The following is a 17084-nucleotide window of genomic DNA, read 5'->3' on the forward strand; positions in this document are numbered from 1 at the left end:
TTTTGTGCCTGTCGCTGCGAGATCATAAAAAGATTACTCAGCATGATCTCTTTGTCTAAACATTAAAACTCTTTTCTCAGCCAGCTATTGATGCGTTTAAACCAATTGCCCACCGAGGCGCGTTTTTCTACTTCTGCCTCACCGCTCAGGTGAGACTCTTTTCCATAGTGCAGTAGCCCGACCGCTGTAGAATAGTAAGGCTCTTGCGCGTAATCCGTCAGACCCGTGATGTTCAAGGGTTGGCCGATGCGTACCTGGGTATGGAATACCCGTTGCGCACAGGCTGCCAGGCCATCAATCTGGGCGGCACCGCCGGTCAGCACAATACCCGCTGCCAGATGATGCTTCACCCCTTGCTGACGCAGTTGCTCCTGCAATTGCAATATTTCATCGTTAACCAGATTCAACAGTTCGGTGTAGCGCGGCTCAATCACTTCAGCCAATGTCTGTCTTTGCAGACTCCGAGGAGGCCTTCCCCCCACGCTAGGAACCTCAACACTTTCATCCTTGCTAACAATCGACCCAAGTGCACAACCGTGTCGAACTTTAATCGCTTCCGCGTCGGTCGGCGGCGTGCCGAAGGCGTAGGCGATATCGCTGGTGACCACGTTCCCGGCGTAAGGGATCACTTTGGTGTGGCGCAGAGCACCGCCGGTATACACCGCCATATCCATGGTGCCCCCGCCGATATCTACCACACAGACGCCGAGCTCGCGCTCATCTTCGGTCAGCACCGCATAACTGGCGGCCAGACCGGCGAAAATCAGTTGGTCCACTTTCAGACCACAACGTTCCACTGCTTTGACAATGTTCTTGGCCATGTCGTTATGGCAGGTGATCAGGTGCACCTTGGCCTGCATACGCACGCCGGATAACCCAACCGGGTTTTTGATGCCTTCCTGATAGTCGATGGCGTATTCCTGAGGGATAACGTGCAGGATGCGGTGTTCGTCGCGCACACGCACCGACTTGGCGGTATGTACCACGTTCTCCACGTCTTCCTGTGTCACTTCCTCTTCGGAGATCGGCACCATCCCGATCTCGTTCTGACAGCTGATATGCTTACCCGACAAGGCCAGGTAAACCGAGGAAATCTGACAATCCGCCATCAGTTCGGCCTGATCGATAGCGCGCTGTACGCACTTGACTACCGATTCCAGATCGTTAACGCCACCCTTATCCATACCGCGAGACGGGCAACTGCCCACCCCGATAATGTTGACCATGCCATCGGGCAAAACTTCCCCCACCAATGCGGAGACTTTTGCGGTACCGATCTCCAGTCCAACTACCAGTTTTCTGTCCGTCGACTTGATCATTGTTGTTTTGCCTGTGCCTGATTCTGTTGCTGATTACTGTTTGGCCGATCGCCTACGGCTGCCTGCGGGTCGATAAACGCCGGAGCCCAGCCGACTGAGGCACCGGAGTCATAGCGTAAATCGACATAGCTGACGCGCTTGTTTTCCGCCTGCGCCTGCTGCAACAGCACCGGATAAAGCCCGATGAAGCGTTGCAAGCGACCCATGCGATCGTCACGTCCCAGTTCCAGCCGAACATCGTTATCCAAAGCCAACTGCCACGAATGGCGGGCCGTCATGGACGCCATCTTAAGCTGATACTTGCTGGCTGCCAGCACGCCGTTCATCGCGCGGTAACCTTCCAGAACATCCTGTTCGCTGCCTTCCGGACCATAGAGCAACGGTAATTTCTGATTGCCCAAACGCTGCGCCGGAATGCTGAACGACTTGCCCTCGGCATCAACCATGTGCAAATCATTCCAATGCGCCACCGGGACATACTCCACCAGGTGGATTTTCAGCTCATCCGGCCACTGTTTACGTACGCTGGCCTGCTTGACCCACGGCAGACGCTCGATCTGCTGCTGGATGATGTCCACATCCTGCGTCATAAAGGTGCCCGGTGCTCCCAAAGCCAAGATCGCCTGGCGAACATCGTCGTTAGTGGTGAAATGGCGTTCACCGGTCAATACCAGCCTTGAGAGCGGCAGACGGCTGGCATCTTGCATCCAACCCACCACTACCCAGCCGCACCACAGGATGGTGCCTAACACCATCAGCAGGAAAATCATCCCTGCCAGTTGGGTGCCATTGCTGCGGCGTGGGCCGTTATCCGCCTCGCGCTCGCGTGCATTCAGAGCCGCTTGCGACATCTCAGTCAGCCAATGCCAGAATTCCCGCAACCAACTGCGAGAAAGTTAATCCGGACTGCCGGGCCGCCATCGGGACCAGGCTGTGGCTGGTCATGCCTGGTGAAGTGTTCGCTTCCAGTAGGTAGAAGCTGCCATCACTGTCTTGCATGACATCAACACGTCCCCAGCCGCTGCAATCCAGCCCACGGTAAGCCCGCAGTGCCAGCGCAGCCATAGCGGCTTCCTGCTGTGTATCCAGGCCGCTCGGGCAAAAATACTGCGTATCGTCGGAAATATATTTGGCCTGGTAATCGTAAAACACGCCAGCGGGCTGAATACGGATGGAAGGCAGCACCTTATCGCCCAGGATCGCCACGGTGTATTCCGGACCGCTGAGCCATTTCTCTACCAGTACATCCTCATCATGACGGAAAGCTTCTTCCAACGCCCCTTCCAGGGCTGCGCGTTCGGTCACTTTGCTCATGCCAACGCTGGAACCTTCGCGGCTTGGCTTCACAATCAGCGGCAATCCCAGAGCGTCAATGGCAGCCAGTTGGCTTTGCCGATCGTCGCCCAGATACTGGCGGCGGCTCAGCGCCACGTAAGGTGCCACCGGCAGCCCCATCGACTGCCACACCATTTTGCTGCGCCATTTATCCATGGTCAGCGCCGAGGCCATCACGCCGCTGCCGGTATAAGGCAACTGCAAAAACTCCAGCAGACCTTGCAATGTACCATCTTCACCGCCCCGCCCGTGTAGCGCGATGAACACTTTGGTGAACCCCTGCGCTTTCAGCTCGGTGACAGGGAAGTCACGGGTGTCGATGCCATGTGCATCAATGCCCGCCTCTCGCAACCCGGCCAGCACGGCCGCGCCAGATTGCAGTGAAACTTCACGTTCTGCGGAGGTACCACCCAGCAATACGGCGACTTTATCAGCCATGATGATCCTCCTCTTTGATCTGCGGTTGCAGTTTTAGTTCAGCCAGCCGGCGCGCGATTTTACCGACATTGCCAGCCCCTTGAACCAGCACCAGGTCGTCCCCCTGCAACAACTGCGCCAACAGCGTTGGCACGGTATCCGCATCGGACACCAGGATCGGATCCAATTTGCCGCGATTGCGAATGGTACGGCACAGGCTACGGCTATCAGCACCAGGGATCGGAGCTTCACCCGCCGGATAGACATCCAGCATCAGCAACACGTCAACCTGCGACAACACATTGGCGAAATCGTCATACAGATCGCGAGTACGGGTATAGCGGTGCGGCTGGAAGATCATCACCACCCGCTTGGTTGGCCAACCGGCACGCGCGGCCTTGATGGTCGCATCCACTTCCGTTGGGTGGTGGCCATAATCGTCCACCAACATGGCACTACCCTGTTTTTCGTTCACCGCCGCCAATGGGAACTCGCCCAGGAAATCGAAGCGACGCCCCGTCCCCTGGAAACCGGCCAGCGCACGCAGAATGGCTTCGTCGGCAATGCCTTCTTCCGTCGCCACGGCAACCGCCGCCGCCGCGTTCAAGGCGTTATGGCGGCCCGGTGCATTCAGGGTCACCGTCATCAACGGCTTATCCTGACGGCTCAGGGTAAAGTGCCCCTGCGGCCCGATCTGGCTGTAGCTCTCGATACGCACATCCGCATCCTCGCTAAAGCCGTAGGTGGTGATATGGCGACCCACGCGCGGCAACAACTCACGCACGACCGGATCGTCAATGCACATTACCGCACGGCCATAGAACGGCAGGTTATGCAGGAAGGTGATAAACGTCTGCTTCAAATTCTCGAAGTCGCCATGGTAGGTATCCATATGGTCGGCTTCGATGTTGGTGACAATCGCCACCATCGGTTGCAAATGCAGGAACGACGCGTCGCTCTCATCCGCTTCCGCAATCAGGTAACGGCTAGAACCCAAACGTGCGTGGGTACCCGCCGCTTTCACCAGCCCACCGTTAACAAACGTTGGGTCAAGACCGGCTTCGGCGTAAATGCTGGACACCATCGCCGTGGTGGTAGTTTTGCCGTGCGTACCGGCGATGGCAATGCCATGGCGATAGCGCATCAGCTCGGCCAGCATTTCTGCCCGCTGGATCACCGGAATGCGCGCCTCGCGGGCTGCGACGATCTCCGGGTTGTCTGCCGGGATAGCGGTCGAAACCACTACCACGCTGGCATCCAGCACGTTTTCCGGGCGGTGATGGAAGTAAATCGTTGCCCCAAGCTCGCTCAACTGCTGGGTGACCGGGTTCGGCGCCAGGTCGGAACCGCTGATCTGATAACCCTCGTTGGCCAACACCTCGGCGATACCACCCATGCCGGCACCACCGATGCCAACAAAGTGAATGTGCCGGACGCGTCGCATCTCGGGCACGAAAGTACGTAGTTTCGCCAATTGTTGTGTATTCATCACTTCTCTATCTATCAGGTTCGATTTAGCTCAACAGGGGTAACCCCTACGGCCTTACAGGGCTGCACGAATAATTTCTGCCGCCACGCGTTCTGTTGCATCCGGGATCGCTACCGCGCGGGCCTTTTCGGCCATCTTCAACAGCGTTGGGCGATCCCAGCTTGCCAGCAGTTCCGCCACGACATCGGCGGTAAACTGCGGCTGTTCGATAATTTTGGCCGCACCGGCCTCTTCCAGAGGACGCGCGTTCCAGTATTGCTGACGATCTTTGTGCTGGAACGGCACAAAAATGGCCGGTAATCCCGCCGCCGCCACTTCGCTGACGGTCAGCGCGCCAGAACGGCACACCACCACATCCGCCCAGGCGTAAGCCTCTGCCATGTCATCAATAAACTCGGTCACCTTGTGCCCGGTCTGCCCTACCCTCTCGTAGTCTTGCAGTACCGTTGGCAATGCGCCCTTACCAACCTGATGCCAGAGGACTATTCTATCGCCCAGCAGCGCGGCGACTTCAGGAACTGTCTGATTCAGCACGCGCGCACCTTGGCTACCGCCGATAATCAGCACGCGGATTGGCCCTTCACGCCCGTTCAGTCGCTCGGCGGGCAGTGGCAGCGCCAACACATCGGTACGCACCGGGTTACCCACGACGTCCGCATTCGGAAACGCACCTGGGAACGCCTGTAACACTTTCTTGGCGATCCTTGAGAGCCAGCGGTTGGTCAGGCCCGCAATGCCGTTCTGCTCATGCAGCACCACCGGGATACCACACTGCCAGGCAGCCAAACCGCCAGGGCCAGAAACGTAACCGCCCATCCCCAGCACCACGTCCGGCTGATAGCTGCGCATAATCGCTTTCGCCTGACGCACCGCCTGCCAGATACGCAGCGGGGCGGTCAACTGCGCCTTCAGCCCTTTGCCACGCAACCCGGAGATGCGGATAAAATCAATCTCGATCCCGTGCTTTGGCACCAGATCGGCTTCCATACGGTCTGCGGTACCGAGCCAGCGAACCTGCCAGCCCTGCGCCATCAGATGATGTGCGACCGCCAGCCCCGGAAACACGTGTCCACCGGTACCGCCTGCCATCACCATTAAACGCTTAGCTTTACCGCTCATCCGCTACCTCTTCACAAACGCCTGCGCTTTGGTCAGGCGCGTTTCATAATCAATTCGCAGCAATAGCACGATCGCCGTCGACATAATGATCAGGCTCGAGCCACCATAGCTTATCAGTGGCAAGGTCAAGCCTTTGGTTGGCAACATCCCCGCTGCCGCTCCGACGTTCACCAACGCCTGGAAACTGAACCAGACACCGATCGAACACGCCAGAAAACCGGAAAATCGCTGGTCTATCTCCAACGCCCTGCGGCCGATAGACATGGCGCGAAAAGCGACGAAGAATACCATTAACAGGGCCAAAACCACACCGATATAGCCCAGTTCTTCGCCCAAAATGGAGAAGATAAAGTCAGTGTGTGCCTCGGGTAAATACTCGAGTTTCTGTACCGAGTTGCCCAGCCCTTGCCCCCAGAACTCGCCACGGCCAAACGCCATCAGCGACTGGGTTAGCTGGTAACCACTGCCAAAAGGGTCGGCCCATGGGTTCCAGAACGAAGTCACACGGCGCATACGATAAGGTTCCGCGATAATCAGCAGCCCCACGGCAAACACGCCCGAACCGATGATCGCCAGAAACTGCCACATCTTTGCCCCGGCCAGGAACAACATCGCCAGCGTGGTGATAAACAGCACCACCACCGTCCCCAAATCCGGCTGGGCCAGCAGCAGCACCGCCAGCACCACCATCACGCCCATTGGCTTACAGAAGCCCCAGAAGTTGCTGCGGACTTCCTCCACCTTGCGCACCAGATAGCTCGCCAGGTAGCAAAACAGCGACAGCTTGGATAACTCAGCGGGCTGAATACGCAACGGGCCCAGTGAGATCCAGCGTGAAGCCCCGTTTACCGAGCTGCCAACCACCAACACCACCAGCAACAAGACTATCGATAACAGCAGCATGACGTTGCTATAGCGCTGCCAAACGGCCATCGGGATACGCAGTGTCACCAGCGACAGGCCGAACGCCAGGCCAAGGTAAAGTGCATCACGCTTGGCAAACAGGAACGGATCCTCAGCCAGGCGCTGGCCGATAGGCATTGAGGCCGACGTCACCATCACAAAACCAACAATCGCCAGACCAAAGGTCAGCCACAGCAAGGTACGGTCATACAGCACCATGCTGCTCGTATCGCTTTCACGCGATCCCATCACCCAGTCTTTCAGCTTGTTGGTCAGGCCGAACGTCGGCACCCGTAGTCTCATCCGCCCAGCTCCTGTGCCAGACGGGCAAACTCGTTGCCACGCACTTCAAAATTACGGAACTGATCCAGGCTGGCGCAGGCCGGTGACAACAGCACCATATCGCCTGATGTCACCTGGCGGGCAATGGCCTGCATCGCCTGCTCCATCGTTTCTGTCTGGGTCGCGACTTCCGGACGCAGCTGTGCCAGCTGTGCGCCATCGCGGCCAAAGCAGTACAAACGCACGTTGTCACCTTGCAGATAGCGCGCCAGCGGCGAGAAGTCCGCAGACTTGCCATCACCGCCCAACAGCAGATGCAGCGTACCCTTAACCTGCAGGCCGTTCAGCGCTGCCTCGGTGCTGCCGACGTTGGTGGCTTTGGAATCATTAATCCAGCGCACGCCGTTGTGTTCCCACACCAGTTGGAAGCGGTGCTCCAGGCCGGTAAAGGTCGTCAGCGCTTTCAGGCTGGACGCACGCGGCAACTTGACGGCATCGGCCAGGGCCAGAGCAGCCAACGCATTGGTAAAGTTATGGCGACCGGTGAGTTTCATCTCGTTGGTATTGAGGACTTTCTCACCATTCACCCGCAGCCAGATTTCACCCTGCTGGCGGTTGAGATGGTAGTCCCCCACGTCGGCACCAAAGCTGACACAGCGCTCATCGGCACCGCGCACCGGCATGGTCAGCGCGTCGTCCGCATTCACTACGCAGACTTCGGCATTTTCATAGACGCGCAATTTGGCGGCACGGTATTGCTGCAGGCCAAATGGATAACGATCCATATGATCTTCGGTCACGTTCAAAATGGTGGCCGCTGCGGCATGCAGGCTGTGAGTGGTTTCCAATTGGAAGCTCGACAGCTCCAGCACGTACAGTTGGCACTCCTGGCGCAGCAGGCTCAGCGCTGGCAGGCCGATATTGCCCCCGACGCCCACGGCCCAACCGGCGGCCTTGGCCATTTCGCCCACCAGCGTGGTGACGGTGCTCTTGCCGTTGGAACCGGTGATCGCCACAATTGGCGCCTGGGCTTCACGGCAGAACAGCTCAACGTCACCGACGATCTCAACCCCGGCATCGGCGGCAGCACTCAAAGCCGGAGTCGCTAATGCCATGCCTGGGCTAGCCACAATCAAATCCGCAGACAGCAACCATTCCTGATTCAGGGAGCCCAGATGACGTTCGACGCTCTCGGGAAGTTGATCCTGGCCCGGCGGCGAAATACGGGTATCCATAACCCGCGGCGTCACGCCACGGGTCATAAAGAAATCAACGCAGGACAGGCCGGTGAGGCCCAACCCGATGATGACCACTTTTTTACCCTGATAATCCACCATAATCAGCGCACCTTCAGCGTCGCCAGGCCAATCAGCACCAGCATCAGCGAAATAATCCAGAAGCGCACGATCACCCGTGGTTCTGGCCAGCCTTTCAATTCATAGTGATGGTGGATCGGCGCCATGCGGAAAATACGTTGCCCGCGCAGCTTGAACGATCCCACCTGCAGGATCACCGACAGCGTTTCAACCACGAACACCCCGCCCATAATCAGCAACAAGAACTCCTGGCGCAGCAGCACGGCGATGGTACCCAACGCGCCGCCCAGTGCCAGTGAACCAACGTCACCCATAAACACCTGAGCCGGATAGGTGTTAAACCATAAGAAACCTAAACCGGCTCCGACGATCGCCGTGCAGACGATGACCAACTCACCGGCATGACGCAGATACGGAATATGCAGGTAGTTGGCGAAGTTCATGTTACCGGTCGCCCAAGCCACCAGCGCAAAGCCCGCCGCTACAAACACGGTTGGCATGATCGCCAGGCCATCCAACCCATCGGTCAGGTTGACCGCGTTGCTGGTGCCGACAATCACAAAGTAGGCCAACGCCACGTACAGCAAGCCCAGCTGCGGCATGATGTCCTTAAAGAACGGCACAACCAGCTCGGTGGCTGGCGTGTCTTTTCCTACGGCATACATGGCAAAAGCCACGACCAAGGCAATCACCGATTGCCAGAAATATTTCCAACGGGCGATCAATCCCCGAGTATCTTTGCGCACCACTTTGCGATAGTCATCGACAAAGCCGACGATGCCGTAACCCACCAGTACGAACAGTACGCACCACACGTAAGGGTTGGACGGATAGGCCCACATCAGCACCGAAATGGTGATGGAGGTCAGGATCATGATGCCGCCCATGGTCGGCGTGCCGCGCTTGCTAAAGTGCGATTCTGGCCCGTCGTTACGCACTACCTGACCAAAGGACATTTCCTGCAGGCGTTTGATCACCTTCGGCCCCATCCACAGGGAAAGGAACAGCGCGGTCAGCAGGCTGACAATGGCCCGGAACGTCAGATAAGAAAAGACGTTGAAGCCTGAGTAATACTTGACCAAATGTTCGGCCAGCCAAACTAACATGGTGCTTTCTCCTGTAACGCGCGTACTACCTGCTCCATTGCGGCACTACGTGAACCTTTGATTAACACGGTAATTACCGCATGTGCTGAGAGTAGTTCCGCTACGCGCGCGGTCACTGCTGTTTTATCCTGATAATGTTCACCGTTACCGGCGGCGGAGCTCAAGACCTGGCTCAGCCCACCCACGCTGATGACTTTATCAATACCGGCCAGACGGGCAGCTTCACCCACCTGACGATGACACTCTTCGGCCTCTGCGCCCAACTCGGCCATATCACCAACGACCATTACGCGATAACCCGGCATTTCTGCCAGCACCTGCGCTGCTGCCGTCATGGAACCGACGTTGGCGTTATAGCTGTCATCGAGCAACAGCTTGCCTTGCGCCAAGGCGATCGGGAACAAACGCCCCGGCACTGCCTGAAGCTGTTGCAAGCCTGCACTCACGGCGGCCAGCGACGCGCCAACCGACATCGCCAGTGCTGCTGCCGCTAACGCATTGGCCACGTTATGGCGGCCTGGTAATGGCAACTCGATCGCTACCGTGCCGAACGGGCTGTGCAGGGTGAAATGAGTGACGCTCCCTTTCACCTGGATATCGCTGGCAAAGAAATCCACAGATTCCGCAGCCTGGGGGGAGAAACGCCAGACCGTCTTGCCCTGTAACTGCGCCTGCCAGTGCGGCCAGTCGTTGCTATCGGCGTTGAGGATCGCCACGCCATCCGCCGGCAAACCGGCAAAGATTTCACCCTTGGCCTGCGCAACGCCAGCCAGTGAGCCAAAACCTTCCAGATGGGCTGCGGCCAGATTATTCACCAGCGCGCTCTGCGGTTGCGCCAAGGCGGTGGTATAGGCAATCTCACCGATATGGTTGGCACCCAGTTCGATCACCGCAAAATCATGCTGCGGCTCTAAACGCAGCAGCGTTAGCGGCACGCCGATCTCGTTATTGTAATTCCCGGCGGTATGCAGCACTTCGCCACATTCACGTAAAATGGCCGCGGTCATCTCTTTCACCGAGGTTTTGCCCGATGAACCGGTCAGCGCTACCACTTTGGCTGGTACTTGCTGACGTACCCAGGCAGCAAACTGCCCCAGTGCCAGACTGGTATCTTTCACCACCAGTTGCGGAGCCTCCACCAATAAGCGCTTACTTACCAGCAAAGCGCCTGCGCCAGCGGCGACAGCATCGGCGGCAAAGTCGTGAGCATCGAAACGCTCGCCTTTCAGGGCCACAAACAGACAACCCGCAGTGACCTGACGAGTATCTCTAGTCACTTCAGTAATAATGCAGTCGGTGCCGATCAGCTCGGCATCCAATACCGCCGCCAGCGTCTGGAGGGAGACCGGGATCATGCCAACACCCCCAACAAACGTGCGACGGTGGTGCGATCGGAGTAATCCAGACGACGGTTACCCACCAGTTGGTAATCCTCGTGGCCTTTACCCGCCACCAGTACCACATCCTGCTCTTTAGCCTGCATGATGGCGCTGGTCACGGCTTCGGCGCGCCCGTGGATGACCTGTACATGCCCGGCATCCAATAACCCGGCCAGAATATCCTTGATGATCGCCTGCGGTTCTTCGGTGCGCGGATTGTCATCCGTTACCACCACCCGGTCGGCAAACTGCTCGGCAATACCACCCATAAGTGGGCGCTTACCTCTATCACGATCGCCACCGCAGCCAAATACGCACCACAGTTGCCCTTGGCAATGCAGGCGTGCGGCTTCCAGCGCTTTTTCCAGCGCATCCGGAGTGTGGGCATAATCCACCACCACCGTCGGCTTGCCTGGCGCATTGAAGACTTCCATCCGGCCACAGACCGGCTGCAGTTGATTGGCCGTGTTAACCAATTTCTCAAACGGGTAACCGAGTGACAGCAGCGTCGCCAATGCCAGGATCAGGTTACTGACGTTAAATGCTCCCATCAGGCGGCTTTCGATCTCGCCGTTGCCCCAGCTTGAGCTGAAGTGGATGGTGGCACCGTTGTCGTGATAGTCCACCGCCGTGGTTTTCAGCCAGCGGCCATGGCAGCCAGGCTGCAAATTGTCCTGCATGGTGACGGCGACCGCGTCTGGCAATTTGGCCAGCCAACGCTGCCCGACTTCATCGTCGGCATTAATGATCGCCTGCCCAACGTCGTGGCTGGCAAACAGTGACCATTTGGCCGCTTCGTAGCTGGCCATGTCACCGTGGTAATCCAGGTGATCGCGGCTCAGGTTGGTGAAAACGGCTGCGGCAAAGGGTAAAGCCGCCACACGGTGTTGCACCAGACCGTGAGAGGAGACTTCCATCGCGGCAAAGGTGGCCCCTTGCTGCGCCAGATCGTTAAGCACGTGCTGCACGTCGACGGCAGAACCGGTGGTATTTTCCGTTGGGCAAACCTGGCCTAACAACCCGTTGCCCACGGTGCCCATCACGGCGGCCGTTTCGCCCAACAGTTGGCTCCACTGGGCTAACAGTTGGGTGGTGGTGGTTTTACCGTTAGTCCCCGTCACGCCAATCAGACGCAGACGTTCGGCAGGCTGATGATAGAAACGCCCGGCTAACGCCGACAGGCGCTGGCCAAGTTGGCTCAGGTAAATCACCGGCACGCCGTGCATTTCGCAAATTTTACCGTCTTCAGCTTCGCCTTCCGCTTCAGCGATAACGGCGGCAACCCCTTGGGCGATGGCTTGCGGAATATAGCGGCGTCCATCCGTTTGATGGCCAACTACGGCGACAAACAGATCCCCGGCAGCCGCAATACGGCTGTCTAATATCATTTCCCGCAGCGCGCGCTCGGGTGCCGTTGGCACCCACGGAGCGAGTAAATCGCGCAAATTACGATCGGCCACCTGAACCCTCTTTGTTATTAATCACTAATTCGCTTTTGTCACCGGTGGGCAACGCATCTGGCTGAACGTTCATGATCCGCAGCGCGCCCCCCATGATGGCACCAAACACCGGCGCGGAAATCGCACCACCGTAGTATTTCCCACCCTGTGGATCGTTGATGACCACCACCAGAGCAAAACGAGGCTGGCTAGCTGGCGCCACCCCCGCGGTATAAGCGATATATCGGTTGACGTATTTACCATCAGGCCCGACCTTTTTGGCGGTACCGGTTTTAATGGCGATACGATAACCCTTGATGGCGGCTTTCACCCCACCACCGCCCGGCAAGGCGACGCTTTCCATCATGTGCACTACCGTACGCACGGTAGCCTCAGGGAAGACGCGTTCGCCGGCAACCGGAGGGTCAACCTTGGTGATCGACAGCGGGCGATAAACGCCCAGGCTGCCGATCGTGGCATAGACTCGCGCTAACTGTAACGGGGTTACCATTAGCCCATAGCCGAAAGAGAAGGTGGCCCTCTCTATGTCAGACCACCGTTGTTTTTTTGGGTATAAGCCACTGCTTTCTCCGACCAGCCCCAAATTGGTCGCTTTTCCCAGCCCAAAACGTGAGTAAGTATCTACTAACGCTGAGGACGGCATCGCTAACGCCAGCTTTGAAACACCGACGTTACTCGACTTCTGCAAGATCCCGGTCACAGTCAGTTCCGAATAGCGCGCCACGTCTTTGATTTCATGGCCGCTAACGCGGTAAGGAATGGTATTGAGCACGCTATTTTCTTTCACTACGCCGCGCTGCAACGCCGTCATTACCACCATCGGTTTCACGGTAGAACCAGGTTCAAAAATATCGGTGATGGCACGGTTACGCATGGTGTCTTTCGGCGTATCGGCCATATTGTTCGGGTTGTACGATGGGCTGTTGGCCATCGCCAGCACTTCGCCGGTGTTCACGTCCACCAGCACTGCGGTACCAGACTCCGCCTTGTTGAAGGCGACGGCGTTATTCAACTCACGATAAACCAGTGCCTGCAGGCGTTCATCGATGCTCAACGCCAGATTGTGCGCCGCCTGGCTGTCTACCGAGGAGATGTCCTCGATCACTCGGCCATAGCGGTCTTTACGTACGGTTCTTTCGCCCGGTTGGCCGGTCAGCCAGCGATCAAAGCTCTTTTCGACCCCTTCGATCCCTTCGCCGTCAATGTTGGTCACGCCGATGATATGAGAAGTAACCTGGCCAGACGGGTAGTAGCGGCGCGATTCCTGGCGCAGGTAGATGCCAGGCAATCTCAGCTTGTGGATGTAATCACCAATCGCCGGGTTAACCTGCCGGGCCAGATAGACAAAGCGCCCCTTCGGATTGGCATTAATACGATTGGAGAGCTGATCGAGCGGAATTTGCAACGCGTCGGACAGCGCTTTCCAGCGCGAATCCAGCGTAATACCCCCGCGTTCGTTCAACTCTTTCGGATCGGCCCACACGGCGTTGACCGGCACGCTCACCGCCAGCGGGCGGCCAGAGCGGTCACTGATCATGCCGCGAGCAGTGGGAACCGACTGCACACGTAGCGAACGCATATCGCCTTCTTTCACCAACCGATCCGGATTGATCACCTGCAAATAAGCCACACGCAGCATCAGCCCAACCAGCGCCAACAGAATACAGCCGCACAGCAACGCAAAACGCCAGCTGACAAAGCTGGCCTGATCTTCCTGGCGTTTCAACTTCTTACCGGGACGTACTGCTTTCATGCGTTAGCTATTTGCTCCGTATCGTGACTTCGGCTAAACCACTCATGGCTTGACAATGATAATTTCCTGCGATGGATCAACGTGTTGCATCTGCAGTTTTTCGGTGGCGATACGCTCTACGCGGCTGTGATCGCCAAGGGCATTCTCTTCCAGGATCAGGTTGCGCCATTCGATATCCAGCGCATCTCTCTCCAGCACCAGCTGTTCGCGCTCGGCGGTCAGCAGGCGGGTACGGTGCGCGGTGGTCACCACAAACACGGCGGAAACCAACGCGGCAATCATCAAAATCAGCGGGATCTTGGCGTTACGCAGCAGATCGCCACCAATGACGCCAACTAAACCGTGGCGCTCATTACCAATCACGCAGGCATCCTCTCGGCAATACGCAGTACCGAACTACGCGCCCGTGGGTTTTCAGCCACTTCAACATCGCCTGGCTTCATTTTGCCCAAGGCTTTCAGCGTGCGGCCGCCCATTTCACGCAACTGCGCTTCAGTGAGCGGAATTCCTGCCGGAACCTGGGCACCACGGCTGTGGTGACGCATAAAGCTTTTGACGATACGGTCTTCCAACGAATGGAAGCTGATGATCGACAGGCGGCCTTCTGGTGCCAACACGGCTAATGCACCGTCCAGCGCGCGTTCGATCTCTTCCAGCTCGCTGTTGATGTAGATACGGATCGCCTGGAAGCTGCGGGTTGCCGGGTGTTTATGCTTATCACGGAACGGGCTGGCATGGGCTATCAACTCGGCCAGTTCCTTGGTACGGGTCATCGGCTCTACTTGGTTTCTTTCCACGATGGCGCGGGCAATGCGTTTGGCGAAGCGTTCTTCACCGAAGGTTTTCAGCACCCAGGCAATATCGTCGGCTTCCGCTTTCATCAACCATTCGGCGGCGGATTGGCCGCTTGAAGGATCCATACGCATATCCAGCGGGCCGTCACGCATAAAGGAAAATCCGCGTTCTGCGTCATCCAGTTGCGGGGAGGAAACACCTAAGTCGAGCAACACGCCGTCGATCTTGCCCACCAGTTCCCGTTGCTGCACATAGTCAGCCAAATCGGAAAACGGACCGTGGATGATAGTAAAACGTGGGTCTGCAATAGATTGAGCTGCGGCAATTGCCTGCGGATCGCGATCGATAGCCAACAAGCGCCCTTCCGGCCCCAGTTGGGACAAGATCAGACGAGAATGACCACCGCGACCAAAAGTACCGTCGATGTAGATGCCGTTACTGCGAATATTGAGACCCTTCACGGCCTCATCCAGCAATACGGTCGTATGTTTATAATTTTCCAGCATGCTTATAGTGACAAGTCCTGTAGCCGCTCAGACAACGGTTCCTGAGTGGATTGTTCCGCGTCAATATCATCCTTGACTTGTTGATACCAGGTCTGTTCATCCCACAGTTCAAACTTGTTAAACTGCCCGACCAGCATCACTTCTTTAGTAAGCCCGGCATGTTGGCGTAGCGTATTGGCTAACAGCAACCGACCGGCATTATCCATCTGACACTCGCTGGCATGGCCCAACAGCAAGCGCTGGACTCGGCGCTCGGCGGGATTCATGCTCGACAGACGGGACAACTTTTGCTCGATGATTTCCCATTGAGGTAATGGATAAAGCAGCAGGCAGGGCTGATGGAGGTCAATGGTGCAAACCATTTGGCCTTGCGATTCCTCATTCAGTAAATCCCGATAACGGGTTGGTACGGCGAGCCGTCCTTTACTGTCGAGGTTGACCATCGTTGCCCCACGAAACATACCTGAGCTACCCCCTCGTGACCCTTTTCACCACTTTACACCACAAATTCCCACATAAGGGAGTTTACGGAGGGTATGAAAACCTTGTCAAGCCAGAGCAAGAGCGGTTTGGCAATATTTATAGGCATATTCTGGAGGCTGGCTCACGAAAGGAACTCTATTTATTGCATGAATATAAATTAACATCATGATTAAAGAGGAGAATTTTCTAAGCGGAAAGAGTGTGATTAAAATAAACACAAATTGACGATTAAATAACTCATTATGTCCTTCTGCAATCCAGGTCTCACTTTTCAACATCGCTCTCGGCGGGGACAACCCCACCGCATCCCGCATCGGTCAAGGCTTGGCCGCAAGCCGCCTGCCAGCAGGGAAATGCGATAAGCCCTTGAGTTAATAACACTCAGCGAGTATTTCGCTGCCAACGGCGCGCTATTTTACTTCAATTATTCCGTCAAAGAACAACCCAAAGATAAAATAAATGGCGAAGCACTGGCTCAAGCCGCTAATTATGATTCAAATCAAAATGGTAAGATTATTCTCAAAACACCTATTTACAATTCATCTGGATTTTTTTTGCGACTTTAGGAATATACGTAAATTTAGTGAGCCTATCGCTAAATCAGCCGCAAAACCGTCATCTCACCGTCGCCACATAATCATAACGCACTGTTTATAATGACAATTTCTACAGCTGCAATTTTAAATTCCTGCTTTACGCACTTTCCCCCCTGTTGTCAGGATAAAAATCACTCAAATGTTAAAAATAAAAATTTTAAGCCACTTATAACAATCAATCTAGTCAAGTAGACTACTAAATAGCAGCAAGGTCAGTTAATAACACCTAATTAACATTAATAACCAACATATTAACCGATAAATTCAGGGATCGTGTCATGTCTAGAGCCGTTTCACCATGGCGCAGCGCTGCCGCCGATACTTTTGCGCTGGTGGTGTACTGTTTTATCGTCGGGATGGCGATTGAAATATTGATTTCGGGCATGAGCTTTAGCCAATCGCTCTCCTCCCGGGTGGTGTCGATCCCCGTCAATATCCTGATCGCCTGGCCCTATGGCCGCTACCGCGATTTCTTTATCGCCACCGCACGCCGCAGCCCCCGCGGGCAATTTTTGTTGCGGAACCTGGCCGATCTGTTGGCTTACGTCAGTTTTCAATCGCCGGTTTACGCTGCCATTCTGTGGAGCGTGGGTGCAGACGGCCAGCAGATCCTGGCCGCGGTGACCAGCAATGCGGTGATCTCAATGGCGATGGGCGTGGTGTACGGCTATTTTCTGGAATATTGCCGCAGGCTGTTTCGCGTGGTCCCCTCACCCCACCCCTCTCCTGTACAGACCGGGGACATGGTAGACAGGTGTTCAAGGACATGGTGAACACTTTTTAACATCCTTTACCCATGATGATCGACCTATTTCTCAGGTCGATC

Annotated in this window: 15 protein-coding genes; 1 reads left to right on the forward strand and 14 read right to left on the reverse strand. The window is 56.4% G+C overall.

Going from position 1 to position 17084, the window contains the following annotated elements; all coding sequences use genetic code 11:
- Window positions 1-62 precede the first annotated feature (62 nt).
- Genes ftsA through mraZ form a run of 14 tightly spaced genes read right to left on the reverse strand, consistent with a single transcriptional unit; the run spans window position 63 to window position 15640 of the window.
- A complete protein-coding gene (gene ftsA, locus A6U95_RS29370) occupies window positions 63-1319 on the reverse strand; it encodes a cell division protein FtsA (protein WP_004950148.1) in 1257 nt (418 codons plus the stop codon).
- The gene (gene ftsQ, locus A6U95_RS29375) at window positions 1316-2170 is read right to left on the reverse strand and encodes a cell division protein FtsQ (protein ID WP_065687088.1); all 855 of its coding nucleotides are present in this window, start codon (window positions 2168-2170) and stop codon (window positions 1316-1318) included. Before ftsQ ends, ftsA begins: the two co-directional genes overlap by 4 nt.
- A gap of 1 nt (window position 2171) precedes the next feature.
- Complete coding sequence (locus A6U95_RS29380; RefSeq protein WP_065687089.1) at window positions 2172-3092, reverse strand: D-alanine--D-alanine ligase; 921 nt, start codon at window positions 3090-3092, stop codon at window positions 2172-2174.
- Window positions 3085-4560, reverse strand: coding sequence for a UDP-N-acetylmuramate--L-alanine ligase (gene murC, locus A6U95_RS29385; RefSeq protein WP_024527168.1), 1476 nt, complete (start codon window positions 4558-4560; stop codon window positions 3085-3087). The genes A6U95_RS29380 and murC overlap by 8 nt, the downstream gene beginning before the upstream one ends.
- A 54-nt stretch (window positions 4561-4614) precedes the next feature.
- Window positions 4615-5679: an undecaprenyldiphospho-muramoylpentapeptide beta-N-acetylglucosaminyltransferase gene (gene murG, locus A6U95_RS29390; RefSeq protein WP_065687090.1), complete on the reverse strand. Its 1065-nt coding sequence runs from the start codon at window positions 5677-5679 to the stop codon at window positions 4615-4617.
- 3 nt (window positions 5680-5682) lie between these two features.
- A complete protein-coding gene (gene ftsW, locus A6U95_RS29395) occupies window positions 5683-6885 on the reverse strand; it encodes a cell division protein FtsW (protein ID WP_021179324.1) in 1203 nt (400 codons plus the stop codon).
- Window positions 6882-8201 carry a UDP-N-acetylmuramoyl-L-alanine--D-glutamate ligase gene (murD, locus tag A6U95_RS29400; protein ID WP_065687091.1) on the reverse strand — a complete coding sequence of 440 codons (1320 nt, stop codon included), beginning with the start codon at window positions 8199-8201 and terminating at the stop codon, window positions 6882-6884. The genes ftsW and murD overlap by 4 nt, the downstream gene beginning before the upstream one ends.
- Window positions 8202-8203: 2 nt before the next feature.
- Window positions 8204-9286, reverse strand: a complete 1083-nt coding sequence (gene mraY / locus A6U95_RS29405; protein WP_021179322.1) for a phospho-N-acetylmuramoyl-pentapeptide-transferase — start codon at window positions 9284-9286, stop codon at window positions 8204-8206.
- A complete protein-coding gene (gene murF, locus A6U95_RS29410) occupies window positions 9280-10641 on the reverse strand; it encodes a UDP-N-acetylmuramoyl-tripeptide--D-alanyl-D-alanine ligase (RefSeq protein WP_065687092.1) in 1362 nt (453 codons plus the stop codon). The genes mraY and murF overlap by 7 nt, the downstream gene beginning before the upstream one ends.
- Window positions 10638-12125: a UDP-N-acetylmuramoyl-L-alanyl-D-glutamate--2,6-diaminopimelate ligase gene (gene murE, locus A6U95_RS29415; protein WP_065687093.1), complete on the reverse strand. Its 1488-nt coding sequence runs from the start codon at window positions 12123-12125 to the stop codon at window positions 10638-10640. Before murE ends, murF begins: the two co-directional genes overlap by 4 nt.
- Complete coding sequence (locus A6U95_RS29420; RefSeq protein ID WP_065687094.1) at window positions 12112-13878, reverse strand: peptidoglycan glycosyltransferase FtsI; 1767 nt, start codon at window positions 13876-13878, stop codon at window positions 12112-12114. The genes murE and A6U95_RS29420 overlap by 14 nt, the downstream gene beginning before the upstream one ends.
- 42 nt (window positions 13879-13920) lie before the next feature.
- The gene (gene ftsL, locus A6U95_RS29425) at window positions 13921-14241 is read right to left on the reverse strand and encodes a cell division protein FtsL (protein ID WP_021179318.1); all 321 of its coding nucleotides are present in this window, start codon (window positions 14239-14241) and stop codon (window positions 13921-13923) included.
- Window positions 14238-15179, reverse strand: coding sequence for a 16S rRNA (cytosine(1402)-N(4))-methyltransferase RsmH (rsmH, locus tag A6U95_RS29430; protein WP_024527176.1), 942 nt, complete (start codon window positions 15177-15179; stop codon window positions 14238-14240). Before rsmH ends, ftsL begins: the two co-directional genes overlap by 4 nt.
- A 2-nt stretch (window positions 15180-15181) precedes the next feature.
- Complete coding sequence (mraZ, locus tag A6U95_RS29435; RefSeq protein ID WP_024483534.1) at window positions 15182-15640, reverse strand: division/cell wall cluster transcriptional repressor MraZ; 459 nt, start codon at window positions 15638-15640, stop codon at window positions 15182-15184.
- 896 nt (window positions 15641-16536) lie between these two features.
- Between mraZ and A6U95_RS29440 the strand changes: the two genes are divergently transcribed.
- Window positions 16537-17031: an L-alanine exporter AlaE gene (locus A6U95_RS29440; protein ID WP_083196495.1), complete on the forward strand. Its 495-nt coding sequence runs from the start codon at window positions 16537-16539 to the stop codon at window positions 17029-17031.
- Window positions 17032-17084: the final 53 nt, after the last annotated feature.

Source organism: Serratia sp. 14-2641 (assembly GCF_001692375.1).
Classification (GTDB): domain Bacteria; phylum Pseudomonadota; class Gammaproteobacteria; order Enterobacterales; family Enterobacteriaceae; genus Chania; species Chania fonticola_C.